Annotated in this window: 12 protein-coding genes and 2 riboswitches; of the genes, 2 read left to right on the top strand and 10 right to left on the bottom strand. The window is 39.2% G+C overall.

What is annotated here, in order from left to right:
* Positions 1 to 97: 97 nt before the first annotated feature.
* The 5 genes from CKJ95_RS23605 to CKJ95_RS20985 all read right to left on the bottom strand — a co-directional run bounded on the left by CKJ95_RS23605 (position 98) and on the right by CKJ95_RS20985 (position 4,606).
* Positions 98 to 262 carry a hypothetical protein gene (locus CKJ95_RS23605; protein ID WP_180271631.1) on the bottom strand — a complete coding sequence of 55 codons (165 nt, stop codon included), beginning with the start codon at positions 260 to 262 and terminating at the stop codon, positions 98 to 100.
* Between the two features lie 47 nt (positions 263 to 309).
* A riboswitch (cyclic di-GMP riboswitch) is annotated at positions 310 to 395 on the bottom strand.
* Positions 396 to 656: 261 nt separating this feature from the next.
* On the bottom strand, positions 657 to 821 hold the full coding sequence (locus CKJ95_RS23600; RefSeq protein ID WP_180271629.1) for a hypothetical protein: 165 nt from the start codon (positions 819 to 821) through the stop codon (positions 657 to 659).
* A gap of 254 nt (positions 822 to 1,075) precedes the next feature.
* On the bottom strand, positions 1,076 to 1,240 hold the full coding sequence (locus CKJ95_RS23595) for a hypothetical protein (RefSeq protein WP_180271627.1): 165 nt from the start codon (positions 1,238 to 1,240) through the stop codon (positions 1,076 to 1,078).
* A gap of 51 nt (positions 1,241 to 1,291) precedes the next feature.
* Positions 1,292 to 1,377: riboswitch (cyclic di-GMP riboswitch) on the bottom strand.
* 325 nt (positions 1,378 to 1,702) lie between these two features.
* Complete coding sequence (locus CKJ95_RS20990; RefSeq protein WP_099355418.1) at positions 1,703 to 3,742, bottom strand: leucine-rich repeat domain-containing protein; 2,040 nt, start codon at positions 3,740 to 3,742, stop codon at positions 1,703 to 1,705.
* 177 nt (positions 3,743 to 3,919) lie between these two features.
* A complete protein-coding gene (locus CKJ95_RS20985; protein WP_099355417.1) occupies positions 3,920 to 4,606 on the bottom strand; it encodes a fibronectin type III domain-containing protein in 687 nt (228 codons plus the stop codon).
* Positions 4,607 to 4,886: 280 nt separating this feature from the next.
* Here CKJ95_RS20985 and CKJ95_RS20980 point away from each other — a divergent pair, with 280 nt between their 5' ends.
* On the top strand, positions 4,887 to 5,372 hold the full coding sequence (locus CKJ95_RS20980) for a hypothetical protein (RefSeq protein ID WP_099355416.1): 486 nt from the start codon (positions 4,887 to 4,889) through the stop codon (positions 5,370 to 5,372).
* Positions 5,373 to 5,618: 246 nt separating this feature from the next.
* Here CKJ95_RS20980 and CKJ95_RS20975 read toward each other — a convergent pair whose 3' ends face one another.
* Positions 5,619 to 8,750, bottom strand: coding sequence for a S8 family serine peptidase (locus CKJ95_RS20975; protein WP_099355415.1), 3,132 nt, complete (start codon positions 8,748 to 8,750; stop codon positions 5,619 to 5,621).
* 564 nt (positions 8,751 to 9,314) lie between these two features.
* On the opposite strand from CKJ95_RS20975, the gene CKJ95_RS20970 reads away from it, so the two are divergent.
* The gene (locus CKJ95_RS20970) at positions 9,315 to 10,694 is read left to right on the top strand and encodes an SGNH/GDSL hydrolase family protein (RefSeq protein WP_099355414.1); all 1,380 of its coding nucleotides are present in this window, start codon (positions 9,315 to 9,317) and stop codon (positions 10,692 to 10,694) included.
* Positions 10,695 to 10,827: 133 nt separating this feature from the next.
* On the opposite strand, the gene CKJ95_RS20965 is transcribed toward CKJ95_RS20970, so the two are convergent.
* From CKJ95_RS20965 to CKJ95_RS20950, 4 genes are read right to left on the bottom strand one after another with little or no spacing between them, the layout of a single operon-like run.
* The gene (locus CKJ95_RS20965) at positions 10,828 to 11,826 is read right to left on the bottom strand and encodes an NAD-dependent epimerase/dehydratase family protein (RefSeq protein ID WP_099355413.1); all 999 of its coding nucleotides are present in this window, start codon (positions 11,824 to 11,826) and stop codon (positions 10,828 to 10,830) included.
* Between the two features lie 45 nt (positions 11,827 to 11,871).
* Positions 11,872 to 13,260, bottom strand: coding sequence for a cytosine permease (locus CKJ95_RS20960; RefSeq protein ID WP_099355412.1), 1,389 nt, complete (start codon positions 13,258 to 13,260; stop codon positions 11,872 to 11,874).
* A gap of 21 nt (positions 13,261 to 13,281) precedes the next feature.
* Complete coding sequence (gene hydA / locus CKJ95_RS20955) at positions 13,282 to 14,748, bottom strand: dihydropyrimidinase (protein ID WP_257215883.1); 1,467 nt, start codon at positions 14,746 to 14,748, stop codon at positions 13,282 to 13,284.
* Positions 14,749 to 14,783: 35 nt separating this feature from the next.
* Entirely contained in the window at positions 14,784 to 15,485 is a 702-nt protein-coding gene (locus CKJ95_RS20950; RefSeq protein ID WP_180271623.1) for a FadR/GntR family transcriptional regulator, read from the bottom strand.
* Positions 15,486 to 15,828 lie beyond the last annotated feature (343 nt).

The raw sequence follows: 15,828 nt of genomic DNA, 5'->3' as shown, positions 1-15,828 counted from the left end.
TTTTAGGTTTATGACATTGGGACAGGTCCCATGACCCAAAAGCGCGCAAAAAACCCAGGGAGAATGTTCTTCCTGGGTTTCGTTTGTGTTTTTCGTATTAAAGTTTCGTTATATAATTGTTAGCTGCGCGCTTATGATAGTACATTTTCATTTCTATCGTTGATTTGAGATTCTGGCAGAGGCAATCTTCCAATAACGCTCGATTCTTACTAAATTGAAAGCTATGCCAATAATACTTTGCTTTGTAGATCAATTTTATCATGCATATCTCCCCTTCGATTTGTTGTACACATAAATCACGGAGTCGTGTTCGGAAACTGGCTGGCATAGTCCAAAAAACGTTAGCCCCTCTAGTTTTGCGTCATCACTTTTCAATGATTTTGCCGTTTCGTACGATTTATGTATGCCTTATCACCACTATAGAATAGAGTGTATGTTGACCAAAGGGGCTTTTGTTCTATTTTCACTGCAAATACAACTTTTGTTGTATTGGGACGGAGGGACAGGTCCCGTGACCCAAAGGTTCGGTGAGGTGGGACGAGGGACCTGTCCCCCCGACCCACAAGGCGGGTTGAGACCTCCTTGAATCCCTAGAGAACGTTAAAAAACCAAGATCGTTGTGATCTTGGTTTTTCGGTGTACTTTTATAGAGTGTTTTATAGTTTCGCTATGTAGCTGATTGCTTCTCGTTGATGGTGGTGCATTTTTGATTCGATGTCAGATTTAAGATCTTGGCAGAGGCACCCCTCTAATAGGGCTCGATTTTTGTTAAACTGGATGCTGTGCCAATAGTACCTTACTTTGTCGAAGATATTTTTCATGCACATTCCCCTTTCAATTTTTAACACAAATCTACTAATCGGAATTTTCTATATCATTCGTAAGGGGACAACTGCTTTTGTGGGTAGCCTGGGACAGAGGGACAGGTCCAGTGTCCCAAAGGTTTGGTGAGGTGGGACGAGGGACCTGTCCCCATGACCCGCAAGGCTGGTTAAGACTCGCTTTTCACCCTAGAGAACGCAAAAAAAACCAAGATCGTGTGACCCTGGTTTGTTGGTGTACATTTATAGGAGTTTTATAATTTAGCTATGTAATTAATAGCTTCACGCTCATGGTAATGCATTTTTGATTCGATGTTTGTTTTTAGTTCTTGGCAAAGGCAATCCTCTAATAGTGCTCGATTCTTGTTAAATTGTATGCTGTGCCAAAAGTATCTTGCTTTATAAATGACTTTTTTCATGCATATCTCTCCTTTCGATTTGTTGTGGACATAAATCGACGGAGCCTCGTGTTCGGGAACTGGCTGGCGTAGTCCAAAAGACCTTAGCCCCTGTAGTTTTGCGTCATCATCTTTCAATGATTTTGCCATTTCGTACGATTTATGTATGCTACATAATTACTATAAACTAAGGTGCGAATCTATTAAAAGGGACTTTAGCACTATTTTTGATGTTGCGATGCTTTTTTAGTAGAATTTTGTCGATTTTGGTCGTTTTCGATATAAATTGCGAGGTTTATTGAAGAAGAAATGTGAAATTGCGCGTTAACGAGGTGGAATTGCTTTTTATTTTGAGGAATTACGACTAGAACAGGGATAATTGCGTTTTAGCAGATTTTCGGTCTAGGCACTTATGCTAGTTTCAGCACGTCAGGGACAAAAAAGACTAACAATCAATTGCTTGATTGTTAGTCTTTATGGAATTTATTGGTGGGACGAGGGACCTGTCCCTGTGACCCTGCGATTCGCCATGATGGCGATGATTCCGGCTCCTAGTAACAGTAGTCCAAATAGTAGTATGTTGTAGCTATTTGTTGCTGTTGTTGGAAGCTTTTTGTCATCGTTTTTCTTGTTGTCGTTCTTTTTGTCTTGATTTTTATCGTTTGTTTCTTTTGGTGTGTTGCCTTTACCAGTGTTTTTGCCTGGAGTTGTTACTTCGTCTTTGTCATCAACTGGTTGTTCTACAGGTGTTTCGCCTTCTTCAGGGTCTGTTTCGTCACCTGGTTCATCCACCGGTTCTTCACCCGCAGCTGCAGTAGTTAATACTATTGTTCCAAAGATGAGACGTTCAGCATTTTCATCAAATCCAACGACTTCGATGCTGTATTCTGTCTCAGCCTCGAGGTCTGTGAGAAGGAAAGTTGTATCTTTAATATCTTCAGCTACTATTTCGCCATCTACAAAAACCATGTATGAGAAGTCCTCAAATCCATCCGTTGTAAAAGCTTCCCAGCTCAGTTCAACCTCTGAATCTGAAACATGATGAGCTGTAATGTCAAGGTATTCATAGAGGACAAATATCTCTTTTTGCTCTAATTCTTTAATTACCTTAAGAGTCTCTGACCCCTCATTAAAATCAAGTGGATTTTTCATGATGAGTACAAATCCTAAGTTTTCTAAAGTTAGTAAACTTGAAATATCAGTAATCTCATTGGATCCCAAATTAAGGAACTCGATATTCAGGTTTTCTAAAGCAGAAATATCTTTTACCTTATTCTCATATAGCGATAGATAAGCTAGGTTTGTTAAACCTTTTAGCGGCTCTATGTTTGTGATTGCATTTGAATCCAGATGTAACTCTTCAAGATTCGTAGCATACTCAAGACCTGTTAAATCCGTAATGCCTCTATTCATTGCATCAAGGCTTGGTAGAATGGACATGTCGCTTTCCACGATTGCACGCGATTTAATATGCAATGTTTCCCTTACTGCCTCTTCTAAAGCAGAGTCCACAAATTGTACCGGTTCACCTGATGGAATCGGTGTTGTTGTTACATACGTATAGACACTGCCCCAAACAAAGCCGTCCTCATCGACACCTTCAACCATGATGTCAATGTCCGATAACGGATCAAGTCCAGTCAGTTTATAAAATGGTTTAGAGACGTGCGTTTCCGTAACCTCTTCACCATTTACATAGATAATGTATTTTTTGATATTATCAACAACTTCAATAAAGTTGAACTCAAAATCTACAGTGGATTCCGTTACATCGGTGACGAGTAGCTCGTGCTCAAGGTCACTCCACTCCACATAAACACCGTTTTCGAACAATTCTTTTACAACAGCCATGTCTTCGGATCCTTTTGTAAAGTCAAGACCTGGGTTGCCATAAACGGATGCGTGAGTCAAGTTCGGTAATTCAAGCAACGCTTTAATATCTTCTAGTTCGTTATTGGCTAAGAAAATGGAATCGAGATTTTCTAAGTTTGATAGATTTATTATGCTTGTAATCTGGTTTGCTTCTAAATCAAGGTATGAAAGGTTTTTCAGGTTTTTAATTGGTGCAATACCCTTGATTTCATTGCCGCTTAGCGAAAGATCAACAAGATTTGTTGCGTATTCAAGGCCAGTTAGGTCTTTGATTTCTAGATAACTGGCTTCAAGTGATGTTAGTCTTTCCATATCGTCAACGTAGACATCACGGTGATAGATTTTTAACGCATCAGCAATAGCTGTTTTTAGATTTTCATCTTTGAATTGGACCTTTTCACCAACTGGTACTGGTGTCGTAGTTGCTTCCGCTTCAATGGTTTCAATCGTTCCGTCCATGTAGAATATATCCACTTTTAACTGATAAGTCGTTTCTTGTAAAAGATCATTGTAAGTATAGGTTGTAGAATAAGGATCTGTAATTTCTTCTATTAATTTCCCATTTAGGTACACATGGTATTTTTCAATGTCAATTTCGCCCCAAGGCTCTTCCCAATAAATTGAGATGGACTGCTCGGTTACACCTTCCACATACAATTCCTTTTTAATGATTAATTTTTCATCATCTAAAACGATCTCAATTGGATTTGAGAGGTAGTCTTGATTGCCTTCTACCTTAAATTCTGCTGTAATTTCTTCTTCAATTGAATCGTTGTATGTGACGAGATTATAGGTTCCAATTGGTAGTTCAAGATTTTCGGAGTCACTCTAATATTCAACAAAATAACCCTCTTCATTTAGATACCCGTAGTATTCTATATCTGTTACATTCTCGCTAACTCCGATAATAGTAAAACTAAAATAATCCCATGGTATGTTGCCATTTTTAGTGGATACTTTGATGTTTGTCGTTACAGTTTCGTCCGCTGCTGCTGTTAGTTCTGAAGCTTCTGCTGATTCTAAAGTTTCGGTTGCCGTTTCAGCCTCATCTTGTTCTGTAGCTTCTTCGGGTTCAGTAGTTTCTGCCGGTCCCATGGTTTCAGCTTGCTCACCAGCTAGTTCCGCCTCACCTGTGTTTTCTTCAGAGGTTCCTTTGGAAGGATACTTTACTTTTTCACTTGTTAATAGATTTCCAGAAGATGTTACCGCTGAGATTTCATATGAATAGGTGGTGTTCGGTTCAATCTCTGGATCTTCATATGAATAGTGATTACCATTTTGGACAGTTGGCTCAATTTCGGTTGCTTGTCCATTTTTACTAAGTTGATAGTTTGTGATTTCTTCACCTTGTGGAAGTAACGCTTCCCAAGATAAAGTAATGCCATTCTCTGTTTCTGTAATACTTACTTGGCTTAGCTTGTTTTGCGCATGAGTCTTGCTGATGGTCAATGGACTCACGAGCGAAAGCAGTAATACTAGGACCATACTAACATGCAGCCATTTTCGATTACGCATTCTTTCTTCCTCCTACCGGAATTCAATATTAATAGAAACCATCCAGCATATTATATATCAGAGAAAAGTTAAATAACACAAATATTTTACTAATATTTACATATTTCGAAGTGTGAAAATATTGAAGTTGAGGGACTTTCAATTGTGCTACCAGGACAATAGGCTGTCTAAAGGAGACAATCATTTTAGTTGAATTTTCAACAATAGTTTTGTTCTTAGTTACGAATTAGTTTATATATTATAAAGAACAATAATATCAATTTGAAAAGGAGAGGTTTTTTTGAAAAAAAGTAAACTTATTATGATGAACGTAGCCATTTCCTTTGTTTTGATTTTTGGATTTGTCACCGTCGTTGGCGCACAATCCTTTGGTACTGATGTATCGAAACAGCTTTCGGATGTTCGGAAAGCAACTGTTAAATATCATGACATTAACGTTGCCATTGAGGAAGGGTATGAACCAAGTTACCATGTAGTTCCAGGAATGGGAATTCATCTTACAAATCCAGAATTACTTAATGATGGCGGTATCCTTAACCCACTTGAACCAGAAGTTCTAGTCTACGAACCTAAAAAGAACGGCGGATACAAGTTAGTCGCTGTTGAATACATGACTGTTGGTGGAGAGAGGCCAACATTATTTGGTCAAGAGTTCGATATTGGGCCTTTCCCTAACCATTTCTCTTTGCATGCTTGGATTTGGCATGCAAACCCTGATGGATTGTTCAAACCTACAAATCCCAATGTAGCAAAAACAGATGAATAAATCATATTAATTAAAAGTGACTCCATTTGTTTTAATTGTTTCTTCTTAAAGTAAAAAGTCAATTTTGAGTAATAGGCACATTTACTAATTTCAGCACCCCAGAGACAAAAAAGACTAGCAATCAAATACTTGATTGCTAGTCTTACTAGAATTTATTGGTGGGACAAGGGACCTGTCCCTGTGTCCCAGCTCCTTGGACCTAGCCCTTGACCCGGTTGGACAAACCGCTGGGCCACCCCACATTACTTAGTTTTTCTTGTTTCCTGTGTTGCCGTTGTTGCCTTTGCTTCCGATTTTTACATCGTTTGTTGTTACGTTACCTGCGTTGTCAACTGCAACGATTGTTACGGTTTGGCCTTTGTCTAGTGGATTAGCAAAGACGTGTTGTGTTTCGCCGTTTATATATGGTGCTTCCGTAACAGATTCTCCATCAACTGCTACATACCAGTAAGCCACACCACTTGTTTTGTCTGAAACGTCGACTGATACTGTTTTACCGTCTTTTTCTAGCTTTGTTTTTACTTTAGGTGTTGTTACGTCTAGTTTCACTGGAAATGTTAACGTTTGAGCCTTAGCACCTTCATAGTCAAGAGTTGCCTCTGCTTGTAAGAAATATTGGCCATCTGGAGCTTTTTTGCCGTTGTGCATTGTGCCATCCCATGTCCAGTCTGAGATCAGGTAGTACATTGCTCCACTTCCGCTGTCGTAATAGTTCTTACGGACAAACTCTTCGTTAGCAATTTCTTTTACAACTTTTCCATCTTCATTCACTACGCTAAGATTTAAATCTTTTGCATTACGTATTAAGGAGAACAGGTATGTTGCACTATCATTTGCCCCGTCACCATTTGGTGAAATCGCGATAAGATCTGGGTTCAGATCACCAGTCGCTTGGTCGACACCTAGGAAATTGTAGTTGCCTCCACCTGTATGAGTTAATACACCTGTATTTCCGTAGAAAGTTGTTGGATCCCAAGCTGGCGTATCAAAGATTGGTGCTGCTGTCCAATCGCCTTTGAAACCAACGTAAGGAACAACTAATTCTGGATTTGTATCAGTTGGGTCTGTTAATTTTACAAAACCTTCTAACCAATAACCATTTGTAAAAATTGATTTTAAATCTGCATCTAAGTCACTCACATCAATTGTTACATCAAATGATTTAGTACCGTTTGCAGGTACTTCGATTGTGCTTGTAGCTTGACCGTTAACTGTAGCAACGTCTCCTAAATCCGAAGCCCCGAATAGGTTAGGTGCTGATACTAATACACCGCCACCGTTAACAGGTGTATCTGTTTGTGCATTTGCACTCACTTCATATGAAACTGCTTCATCAGAGTGATTTTCTGCAGTTAATGCGAATGTTACTGTATTACCTTTTACTTCTTTGAGCGCAACCTTTGCTTCGCCTGTTTTAGAGTCAGTCACTGTAACAGGAGTTGATAATGCTGCATGTAACTGCATTAAACCTGCACCTTGACGACGTGGTGAAACAAATTCACCGCCAAATTCAACTGGTTTCGCTGTGTTTAATAATAATTTTTTCGCAAGCTTAGATCTGTCTGCATTTTCAAAACCAAACTCCTGGTCAACACGCTCTAATACTAGTGCTGATCCACCAGATACATGCGGCGCTGCCATTGATGTACCACTCATTACTTGGTACTCGTTATGGTCAGCTGTAGAGTAAATTTGTCCACCTGGTGCTGTGATTTCTGGTTTGAAATCAAGGTTTGGCGTAATCCCCCAAGAAGTGAACGCACTCATTTTTCCAGAATCGCTGTTTGGAACTGCCAATTGTCCGCCACCAAAACTAACTGTAACCGTTTGTCCAGCTTGAAGCGCTTCTGCAAAGCGATCCCCATCAGCTTTTAACATAAACAATTGTGGAATTGTGATGGCTGCGTCAGTTGCCATATTAACTGTTCCATCCGTGTTGTTATAAACGATTACACCTGCTGCTCCAGCTTTTTGAGCGTTTAGCGCTTTTGTAACAAAGTCGAGTGTACCGCGTTGGATTAAAGCAAATTTGCCGTTTACATCTTTACCTTCGAAATCCTCAGGTGCTCCAATACCTGCATGAACTAATTCAAAGCTTGTCCCAACTGTTGGAGCCGTCTGACCTGCTGATAAAAACATCACTTGTTCAGCATCGCCACCATTAATTGAAACCTGTGCTGCATCTGTAGTCATATACGTATTTTCATAAGATGCAACTGAAATCGAATCATAGGAAACACTTGGTGAACCTACAACTCCATAATCCGGATTTGAAGCATATGGATAAAAATATCCGTCTGCAAAGAGTGCAGAGTTACCAGCTGAAATAGACATTACCACTCCGTTGTCAACCGCACGCTTAACTGCTTGTTGCTCAGGAGAATCTGCATCTACGAATCCAGCTGTGGATCCAAGACTCATGTTTAGAACATCTGCACCAAGTTTAAGTGCATCGTCAATTGCTTTGATGTAAATATCACCATATGTAGATGGCACACCTTCACCAAATACACGTAAAGCTAGTAATTGTGCTTCTGGAGCTACACCTTTAATGCCGCCAGTTTCTTCGTCACCGTTAGCAGCAACTGTTCCAGCAACGTGCATTCCGTGCATGCCAGTGTCAACATCATCGTCTAGAATGTCTTCGTTGTTATCCATGTAGTTCCAACCGTAAGGAACTTTTTCATTCCAAAACTGACCTGGAAGATCGAATTCAGAGATATCACTGTCGACTTCATCTTGTGTAAGTTTTGCAGTAGAACTGTTAGTTAGGATCATGTCTTTATGAGAAGGGTCGATACCAGAGTCAATGATTCCAACTACCATGCCTTCTCCTTTAAAGTTGTAATCACGCCAAGCATCTTGTGCCTGAACAAGTTCTTTACTGTACTTCATTTCAACTTCTTCATTTGGAATTTTATATTCCGTTGCAATGTAAACTTCCTTTACTTCAGGAACTTCTTCGATTTTTGCGATATCCGCGTATTTTACTTTACCGCTGAATCCGTTCACAATTGCATCAAATTCATGCTCATATTTAATGTTAATGTTCTTACCTTTGATTTTATCTTTTGCTGCATTTTTCTTGTTTTTTGCAGCCTTCTCTAATTGTTTTCTTTGACCTTTTGAAAGCTTATCGTACTTTTTCCCCTGTTTTGTTGCTACCTCAACCGGGGCATCGCCTTCCATTTCTACCACAACACGAACCTCTTGATCAGGATCGATATTTTGTAGATTAGTAGCTTTCAAATTGCTGTTATCAAGTTTTGGCTTCTGTGCATCTAGCTGTGCTGGCGTGATGCCACCCGTAACCGCAAAAGCGCTTCCGCTAAATGCCATTAATAAAACTAGTAATAATGCCGTGATTCTCTTCCCCATTTTCATCCTCCCTTTTAACATAACAAGCTAAAAACTAATAAACCGAAAAATAGTCCCCCCTCACGAAAATTTCGGCCCCAAAATCATACAAAATTTTCGGGATATTCACACTATACTAAATTACTATTTCTGGAACTAGCGCTAAAAGTCATAGGTAAATTCAACCAAAAACAAGAGTCGGTTATGTTGCAATTTGTCGTATTGGGCCATTTGTAGGAGTAGCGAATGGGTCAAAGGGACAGGTCCCTTGACCCTGCAATAGTGTAAAGGGATGAAGTGTTGTGGGTACAGGTGATAGATTTAGTCGCTGAAGGTGGCTCACGGAGGAGCAGTTTCCTGCCCCCTAATATATCCCAGACCACGCTCGAACTCCGTTCTCGCTACGTCTAGGGCGGAGGGACAGGTCCCTCGTCCCAATGAATGTCGTCGAACTTCACTATAGGAAATAAAAGTTTTTTGTTGTATTTTGTATGAATTTAGCGAACGTTTTACATTGATAGTTCTGAAGATTAAAAATAAACTAATAAAGACTATGAATATACTACAAAAGGAGGAGTACTTTAGATGCAATTTTTTAAAAAGAAAAAGCTTAGTATTTTGTTTTTGCTAGCTTTATTGTTTCAGGCTGTCGTAGCTCCGATGGCGTTTGCTGAGGATGGGCCGGTGGACAAGCCCTCTCTAGTAGCACTTGGTGATTCAATCACCTTTGGTTGGAATCTCTATGAGGGTGAAAATCCAGATAAATCAAAGCCATCCGCACATGCATTTCCTAATTATATATTAGGTGGTGGGTTTGATGTCACGAACTTGAGTCATCGCGGTTGGACTTCGAGCGATTTATTAGCCAAGTTTACAAGTGATCCATCGTATCTACCCGCTATCGCTCAAGCTGATGTCATTACGTTGAATATCGGAAATAATGACTTGCTTCAGGCTGCCGAAGTTTCGAAGCTTCTTACTGAAGGGCAACAACTAACACCAGAGAAAATAGCAGAAATTACCCAAAAGATTGAAGCCGCGTCTCTTCAATTGGCTAGTAATCTCGCGCAAATTATGGGTGCCATTCGTGGGGTTAATCAAGAAGCACCAATTCTCTTCTATAACGCCTATAACCCATTTGGTGCACATATCGAGCAAATCGTACCTAATTTACATACGATGGGCGAAATGATTATCACAAATGTGAATCAAAAGGTAATCGCACCAGTTGCAGCTAGTGTACCTGGAACAATTTTAGTAGATGCCTATTCGGCATATAATGGGAAACAAGCTGCTTACATTCTTCCATTCCCTGACGTACACCCTACTATTGAGGGACAGAAGGCTTTGGCCTCACTAGCAGACCAAGTATTGATTTCGTTATTACCTCCAGAACTTCCTGAACTGGAGATTTTATTATCTGCTACACCGGCCGAAACTACTGAAGGTCCTGTCACAATCAATGTTGCTACTAACCATGAAGAAGTTTTGGAAATGAAGTGGCTACAAGGCCAATTAGCTGTAGAGGATTTCGAAACAGAAGGTACCGACATTCCTTTGGACAATCCAGTGTTTAAAGTAACCGAAAATGATTTTTACACGGTTTATGTGCTTAGTGGAACTGGCGAGGAGAAGGTTGCCTCAATTGAGGTGAAGAACATCGTTCCAGTTGAAGAACCACCGGTTGAAGAGCCACCTGTTGAAGAGCCTCCAGTAGAGGAACCGCCGGTTGAGGAACCTCCAGTGAATGAAGAGCCACAAGCGGAGGACCCTAAAGAAGACCCGAAAAAAGAGCCTGTGAAGGATGAGCAAAAGGTAACCCCTGAAAAAACAGAAACAAAATCAGGAAATAAACTACCTAACACTGCAAGCCCACTTTATAACATGCTTGCGATAGGAATTACAACTCTTTTAATCGGTTCAGCCTTATTATTTAGGTACTTGAGAAGAAATAGAACAGCGTAATAAATGGCCTATCTTTCGAACGAAAGATAGGCTTTATTTGTGGGACGGAGAGACAGGTCCCTCGTACAGCTATTTTTGATGAAGGGTATGCACCAATAATTTATGGGGGCGAAGTAGTATATGAAACAGCTCCCTACTCCATGAATACCCATTGGTTGTGACTTAACCATTTCATGTAGTCTGTAAATGCATTTTCGCGATGGTAGTAGGGTTTGTATCCAATGTCGTTTATTAGGCGATCGATGTTAGCTGGTTTTGGATCCTGTTCGATGTGCATTTCTACTAGGTTCTCATCACGGTCGTTTGTAGAAATGGTGTAAGAAAAGCCAAGGTAATAGTCTTTTAATTTTTCACACCAGCCCACCATATCCCACATATAGCCTGAGCTTAAATTATATACATCATGCTTCGTCTGTCCTTGTTTTAATAATTCATAGGAGGCATTTGCGATATCACGACTGTATACCCAATCCCTCGCCCCTGTTCTTTCCAAACTTGCTGCTTTCCCTAACGCAGCTAATCTAGTTGCAGCAAAAGGAGCACTTAATGTGTCACGTACTCCAGTATTTCTCTCCCATGGTCCAAAAACAGACCCCACCCGTGCTACAACAACATCTAAATCGAATAAAGACTTATACCGTAGTACGGTTCTTTCAGCAGCAAATTTGCTAATGCCGTATAACGCATTTGGACGGGGGTAAGTTTTCTCTTCATCCTCAAACAGGAAGTCACCACTATAAGACACATCTCCATATACTGAAACAGTGCTTAAATAGAGCAGTTTTCTGATATTTCTTTTTCTGACCTCTTCTAATAAATGAACAGTACCCATGTAATTCACTTCTACAATTTGCTTACTATCTTTCATTTCTCTTCCCGGTCCGGGTGTAATGACAGCTGCATGAATCACATGGTCTATTCCATATCGATCTAAGATTTCACCAATCCGCTCTTGTTTCAAAATATCAAGTTCCGCAAAATACCACTTTCCTTTATATTCGTCTAACGCCTCCTTCATTTCTTTTAAAGGAGGTTTCCTTGAGCTTAATACGACTTCATGCCCCTCCGATAGGAGTTTCTCTGCAATATTCATTCCTATAAAACCTGTTCCACCTGTAATTAACACCTTCATTTATAATGCCTCCTTATTCTTGTAAAGCAGGTAAATCTCTTTATTTTAGGATAATTCCTTTTGAGGGTAGACTTTTAAAATCCATAGTTTCATTAAAAAGTAATAACAGAAACCTCCGACAATCATCGAAACAAAGAACGCGTAATTTGGAAATAAAATTCCAGATAATATACCCGGTATTAAAACAATGAATCCAGCTGGGTTAAAGTTCCGATAATATCTGTATTGTCCGTGCTCATTATACAAATCTTCAACTATAAGCTTGCGCTTTCTAACAAAATAGTAATCACTCACCATGATTCCTAATATAGGACCTAATAGACACGCAATGACTAGGAGAATTGTAGGTACTTGATCAGCAAACTCCCAAGGCTGAACAAGTAATCCGATGACACCAGCAGCAATAACAGCGGTACTGAACTTAATTTTTCTCGGGAATAAATTAACAAACACATAACCAGGTGGTAGTAAATTTTGCCCTGTATTTGAGGATACTTGAGCAAAGACAATGAATGCCGCTAACACAACAATTAGTAGAAAAGGATTATCACTAAAAACTTCAGTTAAAACAATGATTGGATTCCATTCTCCTGTCGCAATTCCGCTTATCAATCCAATAAAGATAAAAATCGCACTTGGGATTACCAAGCCAAAAAATTGAGAAATCATACTTCCTTTGTTTAACGAAAAATAACTTGTTCCACTTCCTTTTTTCAAGAAACGAGTAAAGTCGGCTATATTAACAGCCATTGTGATTTGGGCACCAGCCATAATGGCAACTGCTGTTAGAAAGGAAATCCCGCCTTGGCCTCCTTGAAAAAAGTCAGACATCGTGATTTCGTATCTACTTACTAAATAATAAAGGATATAGATTCCAATGATAATTAATAAAGGAGCAGCAACCCAGTCAAATTTTTCTATGGCATTGATTCCAAGTGCAGTATTCAAAATCTGAAAAATACCGAACACAATAATAATTAAAGTTAGATTAGAATAACCCGTAAGGATAATCATGATTTCATTTAATGCCATTGCACCAAGCCATGTTTGAAACCCAAACCAAAATATCGCAGGTAATGCCCGTGCTAACCCTGGAATGTGGGCACCAAGGTATCCAAACGGAGCTCGCAAATAGACACTATAAGGTACTCCATGTCTTAACCCAACATCACCATTAAGAACAAGTAAAATCCAGACTAATATATTTCCCAAAATGGCGGCAAGAATAATCGTTAAAGGCGATAAATCAGGATATAATTGAGCACCAGAAATGAAGGCAACCATCTGTACATACATACCGACACAAACCATAAAAAATCCGGTATTTGTCATTGTTCTTTCAGCATTTGTAGTTGGCATAATCTCCTTGCCACGCAAGCTTAAACCTTTTTCCCCGTAATCAAAACCCTTTTCACTTTCAGTTTGTGTTTTCATGTTTCACATCCCTCTCTTAAGTTAGAGTCTTGGTTGGAATCTTTTTATAAAAGTTCCATGGAATTCTTCATGACTTAATTCTCCATTGTTTATTAAGTGATGGCCCCTGACGAAAGTATGAGCAACTTTTCCAGTAATGATTTTTCCTTCAAAAGGAGTATAGTCTGTTGACATATGAAGATTTTCTGCTGATATTTGATAGGTTTCATTTGGATTAATAATTGTGATGTCCGCGTCACTTCCAATTGCAATTCTGCCCTTTTTCGGAAACATCCCCATTATTTTGGAAACGTTTTCAGAAGTGATTGCAGCAAACTGTTCCCTCGATATCCTTCCTGTTTGAACTCCCTCTGAATAAAGAACGATCCCTCTTGTCTCAATTCCCGGTAAACCATTCGGCGCACCCGGAAAGTAGTCTTTATATTTGTCTTTTTGCTGCGTGTTAAAACAAGAATGATCACTCGTTACAATATCAATCAAACCATCATTTATCATGCTCCAAAGGCCTTCCTGTTCGGTTCTGCTCCGTATTGGGGGACTACAAATGAATAAATTTCCGTCCTCCCCTTGATAAACCTCATCATCCAATGTCAAATAGTGGGTACATGCCTCTGTATAAATGGAAAGATTGTTTTTCTGGCGATAGGTGTTTAGGAGTTCTCGTACCTTACTTGTACTCATATGCACAAATAGACTAGGAGTCTCTGTTTCTTCAATTAACTTTAGAAGACTAGCCACCTCGATTGCCTCTGATATAGAAGGGCGACTCTTTGCATGATCAAGTGGGGTTACATTACCGTTCGAAATAAAATTATGAATATTACTACTGATTAAATCATTGTCCTCTGCATGGAATAAGGCTAAACCATTGTGTTTTTTTAGCTCTTTAAGAATTTGATAGATTGCTCTTTTATTAATTCGGACTGTGTCGTCATATACCGTAAACATTTTGATGGTAGGTATGCCTAACTGAACTAACTCTTTTACCTGATGAATGTCATTCGTATTATTTTCAGTGAAGCATGCATGAAAGGCATAATCAATAAATGTATTCCCCTTTGCTTCAGCTATCCTTCTTTCTACAGCATCAATAGGGGTTTCATTTTTATAAGGAACGGCAAATTCTACAATAGATGTTGTACCACCATATGCAGCAGCTATTGAAGCTTGTTTAAAAGTATCTAACGTAGCAAATTCACCAATTTCAAAGTTTATATGAACATGTGAATCTATCATTCCGGGATAGACTTCCATCCCTTTCGCATCAATTACATTTTTTGCCTCTGAAAAATATTCCGCCCTTCCAATTTGAACGATTTCTCCACCTTTAATCCCAATATCTACTTCTGAACTACCATCTGAGTTAACCACGACACCATTTTTAATTATCGTATCTAACATTCCAATCCTCCTTATGCTATTCGCTGTGTCCCTACCTTTGCATTCCTCCTGCTCGATTCTCTTGCCAGCATTATTAAAGTGAGGCATGTAGGAAATGGGACATGTAACTGTCCCTGTATCCCTCATTCATAAAATTTACCTTTTAGATGATCTAGATGTGATCTCATTAGCTCTTCAGCTTTGTCTATATCCCGTTTTTTGATTGCATGAAGGATACTTTCATGTTCCTCAAGCTGATGTAGCCTAGTTTGATAATTTTGTAGGGCAATCTGATTTAAATGCTGCCAGAGATGATTTTTATCGTATTCCAAAAGCTGATTTGCAATTTGCTCCAATACCTCGTTATGTGTGGATTTCGCCAACTTTTTGTGAAATTCGATCCCATAGACAAAAAAACGGTCTATTTTTTCATCATCATCGAGAAGAGACTTTAATTGATCATTCGTATCTTGAATCTCTTGGATATCTTCATCAGTTGCCCGCTCAATTGCCAGCTTCACAATAGTAGTTTCTATATACGCACGAGCTTCCATCAGTTCATAAGGTTTGGTTTTATTGACTAACTCAGGATTGATTTGAAATTCTCCTGAATCATCTACGACGTAAATTCCATCCCCCATTTTCACCTTAACTACCCCTGTTATTTCTAGAACTGCGAGTGCTTCCCTTACAGATGGTCGACTGACCTCTAATTGAGAGGCAATTTCCCTTTCAGATGGTAATTTATCACCAGCCTTGAAAGTACCATTTTGTATAGACTGAATAATTTCTTTTGCAATTTTTACATATAACTTTTCGCTTTTTTCCATGCTTCCAAATCTCATATCACAACTCATTCCATTTATAATTATTTTTTATTAGGACAGGAGACAAGGCCCATGTCCTGGCAATCTATTACTGGGATGCGGTACCTCTGTCCCAAGAACCTGTCAAGTGATAAAGTGGCCAGACCAGTTGGAGTAAAAAAATAGATGTACTAACTTTTCTAAATCTCATTTACACCTCCTTACTTAGGTTATATTTCACGAGATGTTTGAATATTACAAAATATTTATAAATTGGTCAGGTACTTTTACCACTTCCTGAAAAAATACCTGCGTATGAACTACTAGTGGAAGAGCATACGTTGGAATCTAACCTAAAAAGGGGCTGTCCCATAAGTCCTAA

This window comes from Fredinandcohnia onubensis, assembly GCF_002734285.1.
Lineage (GTDB): Bacteria > Bacillota > Bacilli > Bacillales > Bacillaceae_L > Ferdinandcohnia > Ferdinandcohnia onubensis_A.
This window is presented reverse-complemented; position numbering and strand designations above follow the sequence as displayed.

Excerpts from the sequence above, each read along its gene's own strand:
- CKJ95_RS23605 (WP_180271631.1), bottom strand. The coding sequence starts at position 262 with ATGATAAAATTGATCTACAAAGCAAAGTATTATTGGCATAGCTTTCAA.
- CKJ95_RS23600 (WP_180271629.1), bottom strand. The coding sequence starts at position 821 with ATGAAAAATATCTTCGACAAAGTAAGGTACTATTGGCACAGCATCCAG.
- CKJ95_RS23595 (WP_180271627.1), bottom strand. The coding sequence starts at position 1,240 with ATGAAAAAAGTCATTTATAAAGCAAGATACTTTTGGCACAGCATACAA.
- CKJ95_RS20985 (WP_099355417.1), bottom strand. The coding sequence starts at position 4,606 with ATGCGTAATCGAAAATGGCTGCATGTTAGTATGGTCCTAGTATTACTG.
- CKJ95_RS20975 (WP_099355415.1), bottom strand. The coding sequence starts at position 8,750 with ATGGGGAAGAGAATCACGGCATTATTACTAGTTTTATTAATGGCATTT.
- CKJ95_RS20970 (WP_099355414.1), top strand. The coding sequence starts at position 9,315 with ATGCAATTTTTTAAAAAGAAAAAGCTTAGTATTTTGTTTTTGCTAGCT.
- CKJ95_RS20965 (WP_099355413.1), bottom strand. The coding sequence starts at position 11,826 with ATGAAGGTGTTAATTACAGGTGGAACAGGTTTTATAGGAATGAATATT.
- CKJ95_RS20960 (WP_099355412.1), bottom strand. The coding sequence starts at position 13,260 with ATGAAAACACAAACTGAAAGTGAAAAGGGTTTTGATTACGGGGAAAAA.
- hydA (WP_257215883.1), bottom strand. The coding sequence starts at position 14,748 with ATGCCTCACTTTAATAATGCTGGCAAGAGAATCGAGCAGGAGGAATGC.
- CKJ95_RS20950 (WP_180271623.1), bottom strand. The coding sequence starts at position 15,485 with ATGAGATTTGGAAGCATGGAAAAAAGCGAAAAGTTATATGTAAAAATT.